This window comes from Streptomyces murinus (assembly GCF_002154555.1).
GTDB lineage: Bacteria > Actinomycetota > Actinomycetes > Streptomycetales > Streptomycetaceae > Streptomyces > Streptomyces murinus.
The window spans coordinates 1-16014 of record NZ_MUNF01000142.1 but is presented as its reverse complement, the minus strand read 5'-3'; the positions used below and the strand labels follow the sequence as shown (position 1 = coordinate 16014).

Here is a 16014-nt window from a genome sequence, read left to right as displayed (position 1 = left end):
CGCCAACGTGCGCTACCTCGCGGCCGCCGCCCCGCACGGCGCCGTCCTGCTCCTCGGCGGCAGCGAGGACCTCCTGGTGTGCGCGGTCCCGCCCGACGACCGCCCCTTCGAGGGCCGCCCGGACGAGGCCCTGCGGGTACAGGTCCTGCCCGCGCGGGGTGGCGACACCGCCGTGACCGCGGCCGACCTCGCCCGGAGCCAGGGCGCGGACTCCCTCGCCGTCGAGGAGCACCATCTGACGGTCGCCCGGCACCGGGCCATCGCCGCCGTCGCCCCGGGCCTGCGCCTCGCCGACGTCGGCTGCGCCGTGGAGCAGCTCAGGGTCGTCAAGGACGAGGAGGAGATCTCCTGTCTGCGCATCGGCGCCGAGATCGCCGACCAGGCCCTCGGCGAGCTGCTGGAGTCCATCCTCGTCGGCCGCACCGAACGGCACCTCGCCCTGGAGCTGGAGCGCCGCCTGGTCGACCACGGTGCCGACGGCCCGGCCTTCCCCACCTCGGTCGCCACCGGACCGAACTCCGGCCGGCGCGGCCACCGGCCCACCGACCGGCGCGTGGAGGAGGGTGATTTCCTCTCCGTGTGCCTCGGCGCGACCTACCGCGGCTACCGCTGCGAGATCGGCCGTACGTTCGTCATCGGCACCTCTCCGGCGGACTGGCAGATCCAGCTGTACGACCTGGTCTTCTCCGCCCAGCGCGCCGGACGCGAGGCCCTCGCCCCCGGCGCCGCCTACCGTGACGTGGACCGCGCGGCACGCCATGTGCTGGACTCCGCGGGCTACGCGGAGGCCCTGCCGCCGCTCACCGGGCACGGTGTCGGACTCGAAATCGACGAGGACCCGCAGTTGTCCCCCGCGGCCATGGGTAAACTGGACGCTTGCGTGCCGGTCACCGTCGAACCGGGGGTCCACCTCCCGGGCCGGGGCGGTGTCCGGATCGATGACACGCTCGTCGTGCGCCCCGAGGCGGACGGCGGACCCGAGCTACTCACCATCACGACCAAGGAGCTGCTCGCGCTGTAGCGCGTGACCCGGGGTCGTACGTCAGTCCAGGAGATTCCGCAACCGTGGCTTCCACGAACGACCTCAAGAACGGCCTGGTGCTCAAGCTCGAAGGCGGCCAGCTCTGGTCCGTCGTCGAGTTCCAGCACGTCAAGCCCGGCAAGGGCCCGGCCTTCGTGCGCACCAAGCTCAAGAACGTGCTCTCCGGCAAGGTCGTCGACAAGACCTTCAACGCCGGTGTCAAGGTCGAGACCGCCACTGTCGACAAGCGCGACATGCAGTTCTCGTACATGGACGGCGACTACTTCGTCTTCATGGACATGGAGACCTACGACCAGCTGATGGTCGACCGCAAGGCCGTCGGCGACGCCGCCAACTTCCTCATCGAGGGCTTCACCGCCACCGTGGCCCAGCACGAGGGCGAGGTGCTCTTCGTGGAGCTGCCCGCCGCCGTCGAGCTGGTCATCCAGGAGACCGAGCCGGGCGTCCAGGGCGACCGCTCCACCGGTGGCACCAAGCCCGCCATCCTGGAGACCGGTCACCAGATCCAGGTCCCGCTCTTCATCACCACCGGTGAGAAGATCAAGGTCGACACCCGTACGAGCGACTACCTCGGCCGGGTGAACAGCTAACCGTGGCTGCCCGCAACACGGCCCGCAAGCGCGCCTTCCAGATCCTCTTCGAGGGTGACCAGCGCGGCGCCGACGTCCTGACGGTCCTCGCCGACTGGGTTCGGCTGTCCCGGTCCGACACCCGGCAGCCGCCGGTCAGCGAGTACACGATGCAGCTGGTCGAGGGCTACGCCGAGTACGCCCGGCGCATCGACGAACTGATCGCCCAGTACGCGGTCGGGTGGACGCTCGACCGGATGCCGGTCGTGGACCGCAACATCCTGCGGCTGGGCGCGTACGAGCTGATCTGGGTGGACGAGACCCCGGACGCCGTCGTGCTGGACGAGATGGTGCAGCTGGCGAAGGAGTTCTCGACCGATGAGTCGCCCTCGTTCGTCAACGGTCTCCTGGGGCGCTTCAAGGAGCTGAAGCCTTCGCTCCGCCGGGCCTAGCCGGTAGAAGACCGCCTGGAGGGGCGTCGGGTGATTGTCGTGCGGCGGCTGCGGGTAGTCCGTGGTTGCTCGCGCAGTTCCCCGCGCCCCTGAGGCATGTTTACGTCGCCCGGCACGACAAAGCGCCGCAGGCGGCCATACGAACAAAACCGCCGGGGTGGCCGGAACCGTACGGTTCCGGCCACCCCGGCGTCACGTTTCTGCTGAACCCCTACGCCGTCACGCCTCTTCGTGCGTGGCCACCGCGCGGCGGGCGTCCGCGTCCAGGACGCCCCAGCTGATCAGCTGCTCGGTGAGGACCGAGGGGGACTGGTCGTAGATGACGGCGAGTGTGCGCAGGTCGTCCTGGCGGATGGAGAGCACCTTGCCGTTGTAGTCGCCGCGCTGGGACTGGATCGTCGCCGCGTAGCGCTGGAGGGGGCCCGCCTTCTCGGCCGGCACCGTGGCCAGCCGCTCCAGGTCGAGGACCAGCTTCGGCGGCGGCTCGGCGGCACCGCCGGGCGTGGTGCCCGGCAGCAGCTCCTGCACCGGGACGCCATAGAAATCGGCCAGCTCGGCAAGGCGCTGCACGGTCACGGCACGGTCGCCGCGCTCGTACGAACCCACCACCACGGCCTTCCAGCGACCCTGGGACTTCTCCTCGACACCGTGGAGGGAAAGGCCCTGCTGGGTGCGGATGGCCCGGAGCTTGGCCCCGAGCTGTTTGGCGTATTCGCTGGACATATAGCTCCCCGGACACTGTGTCGACGCGGCCGGCTGTCTTCCCGCCGCGCGTTTTGGTAACTCACTGTGAGGTTACGCAGCGTGATTCTTCTGCGTCAAGCCGAATGGGCCACCCCGACGCTTCCGTGGTAGTGATGATGCGTTGGGCCAAGGGGGTGAATCGAAGCGGTCCCCGCGACCTGCTACCGTAGATGGCGCAATTCCGACGTCCTTTAAGGTCCGTCCCGTGAGGCGGAGAAGGAGGTCCGTTTTTTATGGACACGAACGCCCATCTGTCGGCAACCGATGCCCGGCCCGTTCTCGAGGGCCCCGACATCGCGCGGGTACTGACCCGTATCGCCCACGAGATCGTCGAGCGCGCCAAGGGCGCCGACGACGTGGTGCTCCTCGGCATTCCCACCCGGGGCGTCTTCCTCGCCCAGCGGCTGGCCGCCAAGCTGGAGCAGATCACCGACCGCGCCATCCCGGTCGGCTCCCTCGACATCACCATGTACCGCGACGACCTGCGGATGCACCCGCCGCGTGCGCTGGCCCGCACCGAGATCCCCGGTGACGGCCTCGACGGCAAGCTGGTCGTCCTCGTGGACGATGTGCTCTTCTCCGGCCGCACCATCCGCGCCGCCCTCGACGCCCTGAACGACCTCGGGCGCCCGCGCGCGGTCCAGCTCGCGGTCCTGGTCGACCGCGGCCACCGGGAACTGCCGATCCGCGCCGACTACGTCGGCAAGAACCTCCCCACGTCGCTGCGGGAGACGGTCAAGGTCCAGCTCGCTGAGGAGGACGGTCGCGACACCGTGCTGCTCGGTGTGAAGCCGGCCGACCAGTAGCAAGTCAGGCGCGCAAGGGCCGCTTCGGCGTACCCACCCGCGCCCGGGTTTGCCCCAATCCTCCCGAACTGCCTTACGGAGCCTGACAGATGCAGCGTCATCTCATCTCGGCCGCCGACCTCTCCCGCGACGACGCCGTCCTGATCCTCGACACCGCCGAGGAGATGGCCCGGGTCGCCGACCGGCCGATCAAGAAACTGCCGACCCTGCGCGGCCGTACCGTCGTGAACCTCTTCTTCGAGGACTCCACCCGCACCCGGATCTCCTTCGAAGCCGCCGAGAAGCGCCTGTCCGCGGACGTCATCAACTTCTCCGCCAAGGGTTCGAGCGTGTCCAAGGGCGAGTCCCTGAAGGACACCGCCCAGACCCTGGAGGCGATGGGCGTCGACGCCGTCGTCATCCGGCACGGAGCCTCCGGCGCGCCCTACCGCCTCGCCACCTCCGGCTGGATCGACGCCGCCGTGATCAACGCGGGCGACGGCACCCACCAGCACCCCACCCAGGCCCTCCTGGACGCCTTCACCATGCGCCGCCGCCTGGTCGGCCGCGACGCCGGCCTCGGCCAGGACCTGGCCGGCAAGCGCGTCACCCTCGTCGGCGACGTCCTGCACAGCCGGGTCGCCCGCTCCAACGTCGACCTGCTGCACACCCTCGGCGCCGAGGTCACCCTGGTCGCCCCGCCCACCCTGATCCCGGTCGGCGTCGAGTCCTGGCCCTGCGAGGTGTCGTACGACCTCGACAGCACGCTGCCCAAGTGCGACGCGGTGATGATGCTGCGCGTGCAGCGGGAGCGGATGAACGCCGCCTTCTTCCCGACCGAGCGCGAGTACTCCCGGCGCTACGGCCTCGACGGCGACCGCATGGCCAAGCTGCCCGAGCACGCCATCGTGATGCACCCCGGTCCGATGGTGCGCGGCATGGAGATCACCGCCGAGGTCGCCGACTCCGACCGCTGCACCGCCGTGGAGCAGGTCGCCAACGGCGTGTCCATCCGGATGGCCGTCCTGTACCTGCTGCTCGGCGGCAACGAGCCCGCCGCCGCCCCCCTTCGCGCTGAGGAGAAGTAAGAACATGAGCAAGATCCTGATCCGCGGTGCGAAGGTGCTCGGCGGCGAGCGGCAAGACGTGCTGATCGACGGCGAGACCATCGCCCAGGTGGGTACCGGACTGTCCGCCGAGGGCGCCGAGGTGATCGAGGCCGAGGGCAAGGTGCTGCTGCCGGGCCTGGTCGACCTGCACACCCATCTGCGCGAGCCCGGCCGCGAGGACTCCGAGACCGTCCTCACCGGCACCCGCGCGGCCGCGAGCGGCGGCTACACCGCCGTGTTCGCCATGGCCAACACCTTCCCCGTCGCCGACACCGCGGGCGTCGTCGAGCAGGTCTGGCGGCTCGGCAAGGAGCACGGCTACTGCGACGTCCAGCCCATCGGCGCCGTCACCGTCGGCCTGGAGGGCAGGAAGCTCGCCGAACTCGGCGCCATGCACGAGTCCGCCGCCGGGGTCACCGTCTTCTCCGACGACGGCAAGTGCGTGGACGACGCGGTGATCATGCGCCGCGCCCTGGAGTACGTGAAGGCGTTCGGCGGCATCGTCGCCCAGCACGCCCAGGAGCCGCGGCTGACCGAGGGCGCCCAGATGAACGAGGGCGTCGTCTCCGCCGAACTCGGCCTGGGCGGCTGGCCGGCCGTCGCCGAGGAGTCGATCATCGCCCGCGACGTCCTGCTCGCCGAGCACGTCGGCTCCCGCGTCCACATCTGCCACCTGTCGACCGCCGGCTCCGTCGAGATCGTCCGCTGGGCCAAGTCCCGCGGCATCCAGGTCACCGCCGAGGTCACCCCGCACCACCTGCTGCTCACCGACGAGCTGGTGCGCACCTACAACCCCGTCTACAAGGTCAACCCGCCGCTGCGCACCGAGCGCGACGTCATGGCGCTGCGCGAGGCCCTCGCCGACGGCACGATCGACATCGTCGCCACCGACCACGCCCCGCACCCGCACGAGGACAAGGACTGCGAGTGGGCCGCGGCCGCCATGGGCATGGTGGGCCTGGAGACCGCGCTGTCGGTGGTGCAGGAGACCATGGTCGACACGGGTCTGCTGGACTGGGCCGGCGTCGCCGACCGGATGTCCGCCAAGCCCGCGCAGATCGGACAGGCCACCGGACACGGCCGTCCCGTCTCGGCCGGTGAGCCTGCCAACCTCACCCTGGTCGACACGGCATACCGTGGCCAGGTGGACCCCGCGGGCTTCGCCTCGCGCAGCCGCAACACCCCCTACCAGGGGCGCGAGCTGCCGGGCCGTGTGACGCACACATGGCTGCGGGGCAAGGCCACGCTCGTCGACGGGAAGCTCACGTGACACCTGTAATCCTCCTGGCCGAGGCAGAGAAGTCGGCCCCGGTCACCGACTGGCCGGCGCGCATCGGCTGGCTCGTCGGACTCCTGCTCTTCATCGCGCTCGTCTACTGGCTGATGCGCGAGGGCTGGAAATGGCGCGCCACGCTCCAGAGCGACATCCCGGAGCTGCCCGCCGCGCCCGAGGACACCGGCCCGGTGAAACTGACCATGAGCGGCCGCTACCACGGCTCCACCACCGCCGGACAGTGGCTGGACCGCATCGTGGCCCACGGCCTGGGCACCCGGAGCCTGGCCGAGCTCACGCTCACCGACGCGGGCCTCGCGGTCGAACGCCCCGGCGCGAACGACTTCTTCATCCCGGCCGCCGCGCTGCGCGAGGCCCGGCTCGACAAGGGCATCGCGGGCAAGGTCCTCACCGAGGGCGGACTGCTGGTGGTGACCTGGGCGCACGGCGACAAACTGATCGACTCCGGCTTCCGCTCCGACCACGCGGCCGAGCACCCCGCATGGGTCGACACGCTCAACCACATGATCAACGACACGGAAGGCGCACGATGACGACCTCCACCAGGGGAGCCGCGAAGACTCCCGCCGTACTCGTCCTGGAGGACGGCCGCACCTTCCGTGGTCGCGCCTACGGGGCCGTGGGGGAGACCTTCGGCGAGGCCGTGTTCTCCACCGGTATGACCGGCTACCAGGAGACCCTGACCGACCCGTCGTACGACCGTCAGATCGTCGTCGCCACCGCCCCGCAGATCGGCAACACCGGCTGGAACGACGAGGACGACGAGTCGGGCCGCATCTGGGTCTCCGGCTATGTGGTCCGCGACCCCGCGCGCGTGCCGTCCAACTGGCGGGCCAAGCGCTCCCTGGACGACGAGCTGGAGCGCCAGGGCGTCGTCGGCATCTCCGGCATCGACACCCGCGCCCTCACCCGCCATCTGCGCGAGCGCGGCTCCATGCGGGCCGGCATCTTCTCCGGCGCGGCCGTCGCCGCCGAGCCGGAGCTGCTGGCCCGGGTGCAGGCCCAGCCCCACATGAAGGGCGCGAGCCTCTACGAGGAGGTCGCCACCAAGGAGGCGTACGTCGTCCCCGCGGTCGGCCCCGACGGCGAAGCCGTCCCGATCGGCACCGCGAAGTTCACCGTCGCCGCCGTCGACCTCGGCATCAAGGGCATGACCCCGCACCGGATGGCCGAGCGCGGCATCGAGGTGCACGTGCTGCCCGCCACCGCCACCGCCGACGACATCTACGCCGTCAACCCCGACGGCGTGTTCTTCTCCAACGGCCCCGGCGACCCCGCCACCGCGGACGGCCCGGTCGCCCTGATGACCGCCGTCCTGGAGCGCAGGACGCCGCTGTTCGGCATCTGCTTCGGCAACCAGATCCTCGGCCGCGCCCTCGGCTTCGGCACCTACAAGCTGAAGTACGGCCACCGGGGCATCAACCAGCCGGTTCAGGACCGTACGACCGGCAAGGTCGAGGTCACCGCGCACAACCACGGCTTCGCCGTCGACGCGCCGCTCGACCAGGTCAGCGACACCAAGTTCGGCCGCGCCGAGGTCTCGCACGTCTGTCTGAACGACGACGTCGTGGAGGGGCTCCAGCTGCTCGACCAGCCCGCCTTCTCCGTCCAGTACCACCCCGAAGCGGCGGCCGGCCCGCACGACGCCGCCTACCTGTTCGACCGCTTCGTTTCCCTGATGGAGGGCCAGCGTGCCTAAGCGCACCGATATCCAGTCCGTCCTGGTCATCGGCTCCGGCCCGATCGTCATCGGCCAGGCCGCCGAGTTCGACTACTCCGGCACCCAGGCATGCCGCGTGCTCAAGGCCGAGGGCCTGCGCGTCATCCTCGTCAACTCCAACCCGGCGACGATCATGACCGACCCGGAGATCGCCGACGCCACGTACGTCGAGCCGATCACCCCCGAGTTCGTCGAGAAGATCATCGCCAAGGAGCGCCCCGACACCCTGCTGCCCACCCTGGGCGGCCAGACGGCCCTGAACACCGCCATCTCGCTGCACGAGAACGGCGTTCTGGCCAAGTACGGCGTCGAGCTGATCGGCGCCAAGCCCGAGGCCATCCACAAGGGCGAGGACCGCGACCTCTTCAAGGGCGTCGTGGAGGAGGTCCGCCGCAAGACCGGGCACGGCGAGTCCGCCCGCTCGGTGATCTGCCACACCATGGACGACGTTCTCAAGGGCGTCGAGACGCTCGGCGGCTACCCGGTCGTCGTGCGCCCCTCCTTCACCATGGGCGGCGCCGGCTCCGGCTTCGCGCACGACGAGGAGGAGCTGCGCCGCATCGCCGGCCAGGGCCTCACCCTCTCGCCGACCACCGAGGTACTCCTGGAGGAGTCCATCCTCGGCTGGAAGGAGTACGAGCTGGAGCTGATGCGCGACAAGAACGACAACGTCGTGGTCGTCTGCTCCATCGAGAACTTCGACCCCATGGGCGTGCACACCGGTGACTCCATCACCGTCGCGCCCGCCATGACGCTCACCGACCGCGAGTACCAGATCCTGCGCGACATCGGCATCGCCGTGATCCGCGAGGTCGGCGTCGACACCGGCGGCTGCAACATCCAGTTCGCGGTCGACCCCGTGGACGGCCGCGTGATCGTCATCGAGATGAACCCGCGCGTGTCGCGCTCCTCGGCCCTCGCGTCCAAGGCGACCGGCTTCCCGATCGCGAAGATCGCCGCCAAGCTGGCCGTCGGCTACACCCTGGACGAGATCCCGAACGACATCACGCAGGAGACCCCGGCCTCCTTCGAGCCCACGCTCGACTATGTCGTCGTCAAGGCGCCCCGGTTCGCGTTCGAGAAGTTCCCGCAGGCCGACTCCACGCTGACCACCACCATGAAGTCGGTCGGCGAGGCCATGGCCATCGGCCGCAACTTCCCCGAGGCCTTCCAGAAGGCGCTGCGCTCGCTGGAGAAGAAGGGCAGCCAGTTCACCTTCGTCGGCGAGCCCGGCGACAAGGAGGCCCTGCTGCGCGAGGCGGTGCGGCCCACCGACGGCCGGATCAACACCGTCATGCAGGCCATCCGCGCCGGCGCCACCCCGGAGGAGGTCTTCGAGTACACGAAGATCGACCCCTGGTTCGTGGACCAGCTCTTCCTCATCAAGGAGATCGCGGACGAGCTGGCCGAGGCCCCCGAACTCACCGGCGAACTGCTCGGCGAGGCCAAGCGGCACGGCTTCTCCGACCACCAGATCGCCGAGATCCGCGGCCTGCGCGAGGACGTCGTCCGCGAGGTCCGGCACGCGCTCGGCATCCGCCCGGTCTACAAGACGGTCGACACCTGCGCCGCCGAGTTCGCCGCCCGCACGCCGTACTTCTACTCCGCCTACGACGAGGAGTCGGAGGTCGCCCCGCGCGAGAAGCCGGCCGTCATCATCCTCGGCTCCGGCCCCAACCGCATCGGCCAGGGCATCGAGTTCGACTACTCCTGCGTGCACGCCTCCTTCGCGCTGTCCGACGCCGGGTACGAGACCGTGATGGTCAACTGCAACCCGGAGACCGTCTCCACCGACTACGACACCTCCGACCGGCTGTACTTCGAGCCGCTCACCCTGGAGGACGTCCTGGAGATCGTGCACGCCGAGCAGCAGGCGGGCCCGGTCGCCGGTGTGATCGTCCAGCTCGGCGGCCAGACCCCGCTCGGCCTCTCGCAGGCCCTCAAGGACAACGGCGTGCCGGTCGTGGGCACCTCCCCGGAGGCCATCCACGCCGCCGAGGACCGCGGCGCCTTCGGCCGCGTCCTCGCCGAGGCCGGCCTGCCCGCCCCCAAGCACGGCACCGCCACCACCTTCGCGGGCGCCAAGGCCATCGCCGACGAGATCGGCTACCCGGTCCTGGTCCGGCCCTCGTACGTGCTCGGCGGGCGCGGCATGGAGATCGTCTACGACGAGACCCGCCTCGCCGCCTACATCGCCGAGTCCACCGAGATCAGCCCGTCGCGGCCGGTCCTCGTCGACCGCTTTCTGGACGACGCCATCGAGATCGACGTCGACGCGCTCTACGACGGCGAGGAGCTGTACCTCGGCGGCGTCATGGAGCACATCGAGGAGGCCGGCATCCACTCCGGCGACTCGGCATGCGCCCTGCCCCCGATCACCCTCGGCGGCTTCGACATCAAGCGGCTGCGCGCCTCCACCGAGGCCATCGCCAAGGGCGTCGGCGTACGCGGTCTGATCAACATCCAGTTCGCGATGGCCGGCGACATCCTCTACGTCCTGGAGGCCAACCCGCGCGCCTCCCGTACGGTCCCCTTCACCTCGAAGGCGACCGCGGTGCCGCTCGCCAAGGCCGCCGCCCGGATCTCGCTGGGCGCGACCGTCGCCGAGCTGCGCGCCGAGGGGCTGCTGCCGAAGCACGGCGACGGCGGCGAGCTGCCGCTGGACGCGCCGATCTCCGTCAAGGAGGCCGTGATGCCCTGGTCGCGCTTCCGCGACATCCAGGGTCGCGGCGTGGACACCGTCCTCGGCCCGGAGATGCGCTCCACCGGCGAGGTCATGGGCATCGACTCCGTCTTCGGCACGGCCTACGCCAAGTCGCAGGCGGGCGCCTACGGCCCGCTGCCCACCAAGGGCCGCGCGTTCATCTCGGTCGCCAACCGCGACAAGCGTTCGATGATCTTCCCGGCCCGCGAGCTGGTCGCCCACGGCTTCGAGCTGCTGGCCACCTCCGGCACCGCCGAGGTCCTCAAGCGCAACGGCATCAACGCCACCGTGGTGCGCAAGCAGTCCGAGGGCACCGGTCCGAACGGCGAGAAGACCATCGTCCAGCTCATCCACGACGGCGAGGTCGACCTCATCGTCAACACGCCGTACGGCACCGGCGGCCGCCTCGACGGCTACGACATCCGTACGGCCGCCGTCGCCCGCTCCGTGCCGTGCCTGACGACCGTCCAGGCGCTCGCCGCGGCCGTCCAGGGCATCGACGCCCTCAACCACGGCGACGTGGGCGTCCGCTCGCTCCAGGAACACGCGGAACACCTGACCGCATCCCGCGACTAGCAGCCCCGAGGGGGACACCGGAAACGGTGTCCCCCTCTGCATGAGGACCCCTCGGCCCTCATGCGGACACCAGAGGACTTCCCCACGATGTACAAGCTGTTCTTCCGTCTGGTCTTCAAACGGATGGACCCCGAGAAGGCCCACCACCTCGCCTTCCGCTGGATCCGGCTCGCCGTGCGCGTCCCGGTGCTGCGCACCTTCGTCGCGGCCGCCCTCGCGCCCCGCCACAAGGAGCTGCGCACCGAGGCGTTCGGGCTGCGGATGCACGGCCCGTTCGGGCTCGCGGCCGGTTTCGACAAGAACGCCGTGGCGGTCGACGGGATGTCGATGCTGGGCTTCGACCATGTCGAGATCGGCACCGTCACCGGCGAGCCGCAGCCCGGCAACCCCAAGAAGCGCCTGTTCCGCCTTGTCGCGGACCGCGCGCTGATCAACCGCATGGGCTTCAACAACGACGGCTCGCTGGCCGTGGCGGCCCGCCTGGCCACCCGTGAGCCCGTCTTCAGGACGGTCGTCGGCGTCAACATCGGCAAGACCAAGGTCGTCCCGGAGGCGGAGGCCGTCGCCGACTACGTGAAGTCCGCCGAGCGCCTCGCGCCGTACGCCGACTACCTGGTCGTCAACGTCTCCTCGCCGAACACGCCCGGCCTGCGCAACCTCCAGGCCGTCGACCACCTGCGCCCGCTGCTGACCGCCGTCCGCGAGGCCGCCGACCGCGTGGTCGCCAACCGACGCGTCCCGCTCCTGGTGAAGATCGCCCCGGACCTCGCCGACGAGGACGTGGACGCCGTCGCCGACCTGGCCGTGGAGCTGGGCCTGGACGGCATCATCGCCACCAACACCACCATCGCCCGCGAGGGCCTCGGCCTGAAGTCGCCCGCCGCCCTGGTGGGGGAGACCGGCGGCCTGTCCGGCGCGCCCCTCAAGGCGCGCTCCCTGGAGGTCCTGCGCCGCCTGTACGCCCGCGTGGGCGACCGGATCACCCTGGTGGGCGTCGGCGGCGTCGAGACCGCCGAGGACGCCTGGCAGCGCATCCTGGCCGGTGCCACGCTGGTCCAGGGCTACAGCGCCTTCATCTACGAGGGCCCCTTCTGGTGCCGCGCGATCCACAAGGGCCTCGCCGCCCGGCTGCGCACCAGCCCGTACGCCACCCTCGCCGACGCGGTCGGCGCCGACGTGAGGAAGCCCGCATGACTTCGCTGGAGCCCTTCGGCGCCCGGCTGCGCCGCGCCATGGACGAGCGCGGCCCGCTGTGCGTCGGCATCGACCCGCACGCCTCCCTGCTCGCCGACTGGGGCCTCGCCGACGACGTGGCGGGCCTGGAGCGGTTCAGCCGTACCGTCGTCGAGGCCCTGGCCGGCCGGGTGGCCGTGCTCAAGCCGCAGAGCGCGTTCTTCGAGCGGTTCGGCTCGCGCGGCGTCGCCGTGCTGGAGAAGTCGGTCCAGGAGGCGCGCGAGGCCGGCGCCCTGGTCGTGATGGACGCCAAGCGCGGCGACATCGGCTCGACCATGGCCGCCTACGCCGAGGCGTTCCTGCGCAAGGACGCCCCGCTGTTCTCGGACGCGCTGACCGTCTCGCCGTACCTCGGCTACGGCTCGCTGAGCCCGGCCGTGCAGCTGGCCGAGGAGAACGGCGCCGGGCTGTTCGTGCTGGCGCTGACCTCCAACCCGGAGGGCGGCGAGGTGCAGCACGCGGTGCGCGCCGACGGGCGGGGCGTGGGCGCGACCATGCTGGCCCACCTGGCGGCCGAGAACGCGGGAGCGGAGCCGCTGGGCTCCTTCGGCGCGGTCGTCGGCGCCACACTCGGCGACCTGTCCGCGTACGACCTGGACATCAACGGCCCGCTCCTCGCGCCCGGCATCGGCGCCCAGGGCGCGACCCCGGCCGACCTCCCGGGGGTCTTCGGGGCGGCCGTACGCAATGTCGTGCCGAACGTCAGCCGGGGCGTGCTGCGGCACGGACCCGACGTCGGGGCGCTGCGCGCGGCGGCCGAACGCTTCGCGGAGGAGATCAGGACGGCCGTCGCCGGAGGCTGAGACACGCCTTCGGGTGCTCGGTTGAGCGGACCGGCGCCGACTTGAGTGTGAATACATCCTCAAATCAAGGGCAGTATGTCTGAAATGTCTGGCCTGGCGGAGGCTGACCAGGACTTTTCCGCTGTTCTCGCTGACTCTGGCGGACTTGGCCGCTAGTCTCCGAGCGAGGGTGAACGGGCAAGCGTGTTGCTCGTGGCTCCCCAGGTGTGGGGCGACTAGGTTCCTCACCGGTCCGTATCCGACAGTTCGACATCCGAGGTGACGTAGGCGTGGCTCTTCCGCCCCTTACCCCTGAACAGCGCGCAGCCGCGCTCGAAAAGGCCGCCGCGGCTCGCCGGGAGCGGGCCGAGGTCAAGAATCGACTCAAGCACTCCGGCGCCTCCCTGCACGAGGTGATCAAGCAGGGCCAGGAGAACGACGTCATCGGCAAGATGAAGGTCTCCGCCCTGCTCGAGTCCATGCCGGGCGTGGGCAAGGTCCGCGCCAAGCAGATCATGGAGCGTCTGGGCATCTCCGAGAGCCGCCGTGTGCGGGGTCTCGGATCCAACCAGATCGCCTCCCTGGAGCGTGAGTTCGGCAGCACCGGCGCCTGAGTCCGGCCCCGCACCGGACCGGGAGTCCCGGGCACCCCGGGATTGCTGGAATAATCGCTGCATGGCTGCAACATTCCGGGGGACGACCCCCGAGCCCCCGGACGTACGTCCGCGGCTGACCGTGCTCTCCGGCCCCTCGGGGGTCGGCAAGAGCACGGTCGTCGCTCATATGCGCAAGGAACACCCCGAGGTCTGGCTCTCGGTGTCGGCGACGACCCGCAAGCCGCGCCCCGGTGAACAGCACGGAGTCCACTACTTCTTCGTCACCGACGACGAGATGGACAAGCTGATCGCCAACGGCGAGCTGCTGGAGTGGGCGGAATTCGCCGGCAACCGGTACGGCACGCCCCGCGCCGCCGTCCTGGAACGGCTGGAGAAGGGTGAGCCCGTCCTGCTGGAGATCGACCTCCAGGGCGCCCGCCAGGTCCGTGAGTCGATGTCCGACGCACGGCTGGTGTTCCTGGCCCCGCCCTCCTGGGAGGAGCTGGTGCGCAGGCTGACCGGCCGGGGCACCGAGTCGCCCGAGGTCATCGAGCGCCGTCTGGCGGCGGCCAGGACCGAACTGGCGGCCGAGCCGGAGTTCGACGAGACCCTGGTCAACACCTCCGTCGAGGACGTGGCCCGTGAGCTGCTAGCCTTGATGGACGTTGTGTAATCGTGACTCTGATCACGATCATTGATTCTTTTCCATCCATCGGAAGGTAGAGCGTGTCCTCTTCCATCACCGCGCCCGAGGGCATCATCAACCCGCCGATCGACGAGCTCCTCGAGGCAACCGACTCGAAGTACAGCCTCGTGATCTACGCGGCCAAGCGTGCTCGCCAGATCAACGCGTACTACTCGCAGCTCGGCGAGGGCCTCCTCGAGTACGTGGGTCCGCTCGTCGACACCCACGTCCACGAGAAGCCGCTCTCGATCGCCCTGCGCGAGATCAACGCCGGTCTGCTGACCTCCGAGGCCATTGAGGGCCCCGCGCAGTAGTACGTTCAGACCGCAGGTGGTTTTATCCACAGGCCCGGCAGCCACGCTGTCGGGCCTGTGGTGTGTCATGGGTGTTGCAGGTTTTCCGGACCGAGGAGACATGGTGGACAAGCCGAGGGTGGTACTGGGGGTCAGCGGTGGCATCGCCGCCTACAAGGCCTGTGAGCTGCTGAGAAGGTTCACCGAATCGGGCCATGACGTCCGTGTGGTGCCGACCGCGTCCGCGCTGCACTTCGTCGGCGCCGCCACCTTCTCCGCCCTGTCCGCAAACCCCGTCGCCACCGAGGTCTGGGACTCCGTGCACGAGGTCCCGCACGTCCGCATCGGCCAGCACGCCGACCTCGTCGTGGTCGCCCCCGCCACCGCCGACCTGCTCGCCAAGGCCGCCCACGGCCTCGCCGACGACCTGCTCACCAACACCCTCCTGACGGCCCGCTGCCCCGTGGTCTTCGCCCCGGCCATGCACACCGAGATGTGGGAGCACCCCGCCACCCAGGAGAACGTGGCCACGCTGCGCCGCCGCGGCGCCGTCGTCATCGAACCCGCCGTCGGCCGCCTCACCGGCGTCGACACCGGCAAGGGCCGGCTGCCCGACCCGGGCGAGATCTTCGAGGTCTGCCGCCGCGTCCTCGCCCGCGGCGTCCAGGAGCCCGACCTGCGCGGCCGCCATGTGGTGGTCTCCGCGGGCGGCACCCGCGAGCCCCTGGACCCGGTGCGCTTCCTCGGCAACCGCTCCTCCGGCAAGCAGGGCTACGCCCTCGCCCGCACCGCCGCCGCCCGCGGCGCCCGGGTGACGCTGATCGCGGCCAACACCCAGCTGCCCGACCCCGCGGGCGTGGACGTCGTCCAGGTCGGCACCGCCGTCCAGCTGCGTGAGGCCGTGCTGAAGGCCGCGGCCGACGCCGACGCCGTGGTCATGGCCGCGGCCGTCGCCGACTTCCGCCCCAGCGCCTACGCCACCGGCAAGATCAAGAAAAAGGACGACAAGGAGCCCGAGCCCATCGTCCTGGTCCGCAACCCGGACATCCTCGCCGAGGTCTCCGCCGAACGGGCCAGGGCCGGACAGGTGATCGTGGGCTTCGCCGCCGAGACCGACGACGTCCTTGCCAACGGCCGCGCCAAGCTCACCCGCAAGGGCTGCGACCTGCTCGTCGTCAACGAGGTGGGGGAGCGCAAGACCTTCGGCTCCGAGGAGAACGAAGCCGTCGTACTGGGCGCCGACGGCAGCGAGAATCCCGTGCCGCACGGGCCCAAGGAGGCCCTCGCCGACATCGTCTGGGACCTCGTCGTGGACCGCCTCGACTGACCCCCGCGCGTCCGGCCGGGCGAATCCGAGGACGGATTCAGGCCATGCTCACGTCCGGGACCGTTACCCTGGCCAAGGTCGTCGGGCATTGTGCACAATGCCC

At 70.4% G+C, this 16014-nt stretch carries 16 protein-coding genes; 15 read left to right on the top strand and 1 reads right to left on the bottom strand.

What is annotated here, in order from left to right; genetic code table 11:
• The 3 genes from CCN72_RS11115 to nusB form a co-directional block, all read left to right on the top strand.
• Nucleotides 1–1021: aminopeptidase P family protein (locus CCN72_RS11115; protein ID WP_244174188.1), on the top strand; the 1021-nt coding region annotated here is incomplete at its 5' end.
• Between the two features lie 44 nt (nucleotides 1022–1065).
• Entirely contained in the window at nucleotides 1066–1632 is a 567-nt protein-coding gene (efp, locus tag CCN72_RS11110; RefSeq protein ID WP_085562553.1) for an elongation factor P, read from the top strand.
• A 2-nt stretch (nucleotides 1633–1634) separates the two neighbouring features.
• A complete protein-coding gene (nusB, locus tag CCN72_RS11105; protein ID WP_085562554.1) occupies nucleotides 1635–2063 on the top strand; it encodes a transcription antitermination factor NusB in 429 nt (142 codons plus the stop codon).
• Nucleotides 2064–2282: 219 nt separating this feature from the next.
• Here nusB and bldD read toward each other — a convergent pair whose 3' ends face one another.
• Nucleotides 2283–2786 carry a transcriptional regulator BldD gene (gene bldD / locus CCN72_RS11100; RefSeq protein WP_014671524.1) on the bottom strand — a complete coding sequence of 168 codons (504 nt, stop codon included), beginning with the start codon at nucleotides 2784–2786 and terminating at the stop codon, nucleotides 2283–2285.
• A gap of 254 nt (nucleotides 2787–3040) precedes the next feature.
• Between bldD and pyrR the strand changes: the two genes are divergently transcribed.
• From pyrR to coaBC, 12 genes are all read left to right on the top strand, one after another.
• A complete protein-coding gene (pyrR, locus tag CCN72_RS11095) occupies nucleotides 3041–3613 on the top strand; it encodes a bifunctional pyr operon transcriptional regulator/uracil phosphoribosyltransferase PyrR (protein WP_037651019.1) in 573 nt (190 codons plus the stop codon).
• Between the two features lie 89 nt (nucleotides 3614–3702).
• Complete coding sequence (locus CCN72_RS11090; RefSeq protein WP_085562555.1) at nucleotides 3703–4680, top strand: aspartate carbamoyltransferase catalytic subunit; 978 nt, start codon at nucleotides 3703–3705, stop codon at nucleotides 4678–4680.
• Nucleotides 4681–4684: 4 nt separating this feature from the next.
• Nucleotides 4685–5971, top strand: a complete 1287-nt coding sequence (locus tag CCN72_RS11085; RefSeq protein WP_086807373.1) for a dihydroorotase — start codon at nucleotides 4685–4687, stop codon at nucleotides 5969–5971.
• A complete protein-coding gene (locus tag CCN72_RS11080) occupies nucleotides 5968–6528 on the top strand; it encodes a PH-like domain-containing protein (RefSeq protein ID WP_161219831.1) in 561 nt (186 codons plus the stop codon). Before CCN72_RS11085 ends, CCN72_RS11080 begins: the two co-directional genes overlap by 4 nt.
• Complete coding sequence (gene carA, locus CCN72_RS11075) at nucleotides 6525–7694, top strand: glutamine-hydrolyzing carbamoyl-phosphate synthase small subunit (protein ID WP_086807371.1); 1170 nt, start codon at nucleotides 6525–6527, stop codon at nucleotides 7692–7694. The genes CCN72_RS11080 and carA overlap by 4 nt, the downstream gene beginning before the upstream one ends.
• Nucleotides 7687–10995 carry a carbamoyl-phosphate synthase large subunit gene (gene carB / locus CCN72_RS11070; RefSeq protein ID WP_086807370.1) on the top strand — a complete coding sequence of 1103 codons (3309 nt, stop codon included), beginning with the start codon at nucleotides 7687–7689 and terminating at the stop codon, nucleotides 10993–10995. The genes carA and carB overlap by 8 nt, the downstream gene beginning before the upstream one ends.
• Nucleotides 10996–11082: 87 nt before the next feature.
• Nucleotides 11083–12189, top strand: a complete 1107-nt coding sequence (locus CCN72_RS11065; protein ID WP_086807369.1) for a quinone-dependent dihydroorotate dehydrogenase — start codon at nucleotides 11083–11085, stop codon at nucleotides 12187–12189.
• Nucleotides 12186–13031, top strand: coding sequence for an orotidine-5'-phosphate decarboxylase (gene pyrF, locus CCN72_RS11060; RefSeq protein WP_086807368.1), 846 nt, complete (start codon nucleotides 12186–12188; stop codon nucleotides 13029–13031). Before CCN72_RS11065 ends, pyrF begins: the two co-directional genes overlap by 4 nt.
• A gap of 269 nt (nucleotides 13032–13300) precedes the next feature.
• The gene (locus CCN72_RS11055; RefSeq protein WP_037651003.1) at nucleotides 13301–13624 is read left to right on the top strand and encodes an integration host factor; all 324 of its coding nucleotides are present in this window, start codon (nucleotides 13301–13303) and stop codon (nucleotides 13622–13624) included.
• Nucleotides 13625–13685: 61 nt separating this feature from the next.
• Complete coding sequence (gene gmk, locus CCN72_RS11050; protein ID WP_051849846.1) at nucleotides 13686–14279, top strand: guanylate kinase; 594 nt, start codon at nucleotides 13686–13688, stop codon at nucleotides 14277–14279.
• Between the two features lie 53 nt (nucleotides 14280–14332).
• The gene (gene rpoZ / locus CCN72_RS11045; protein WP_005319902.1) at nucleotides 14333–14605 is read left to right on the top strand and encodes a DNA-directed RNA polymerase subunit omega; all 273 of its coding nucleotides are present in this window, start codon (nucleotides 14333–14335) and stop codon (nucleotides 14603–14605) included.
• Nucleotides 14606–14708: 103 nt separating this feature from the next.
• Entirely contained in the window at nucleotides 14709–15911 is a 1203-nt protein-coding gene (gene coaBC / locus CCN72_RS11040) for a bifunctional phosphopantothenoylcysteine decarboxylase/phosphopantothenate--cysteine ligase CoaBC (protein WP_161219833.1), read from the top strand.
• Nucleotides 15912–16014: the final 103 nt, after the last annotated feature.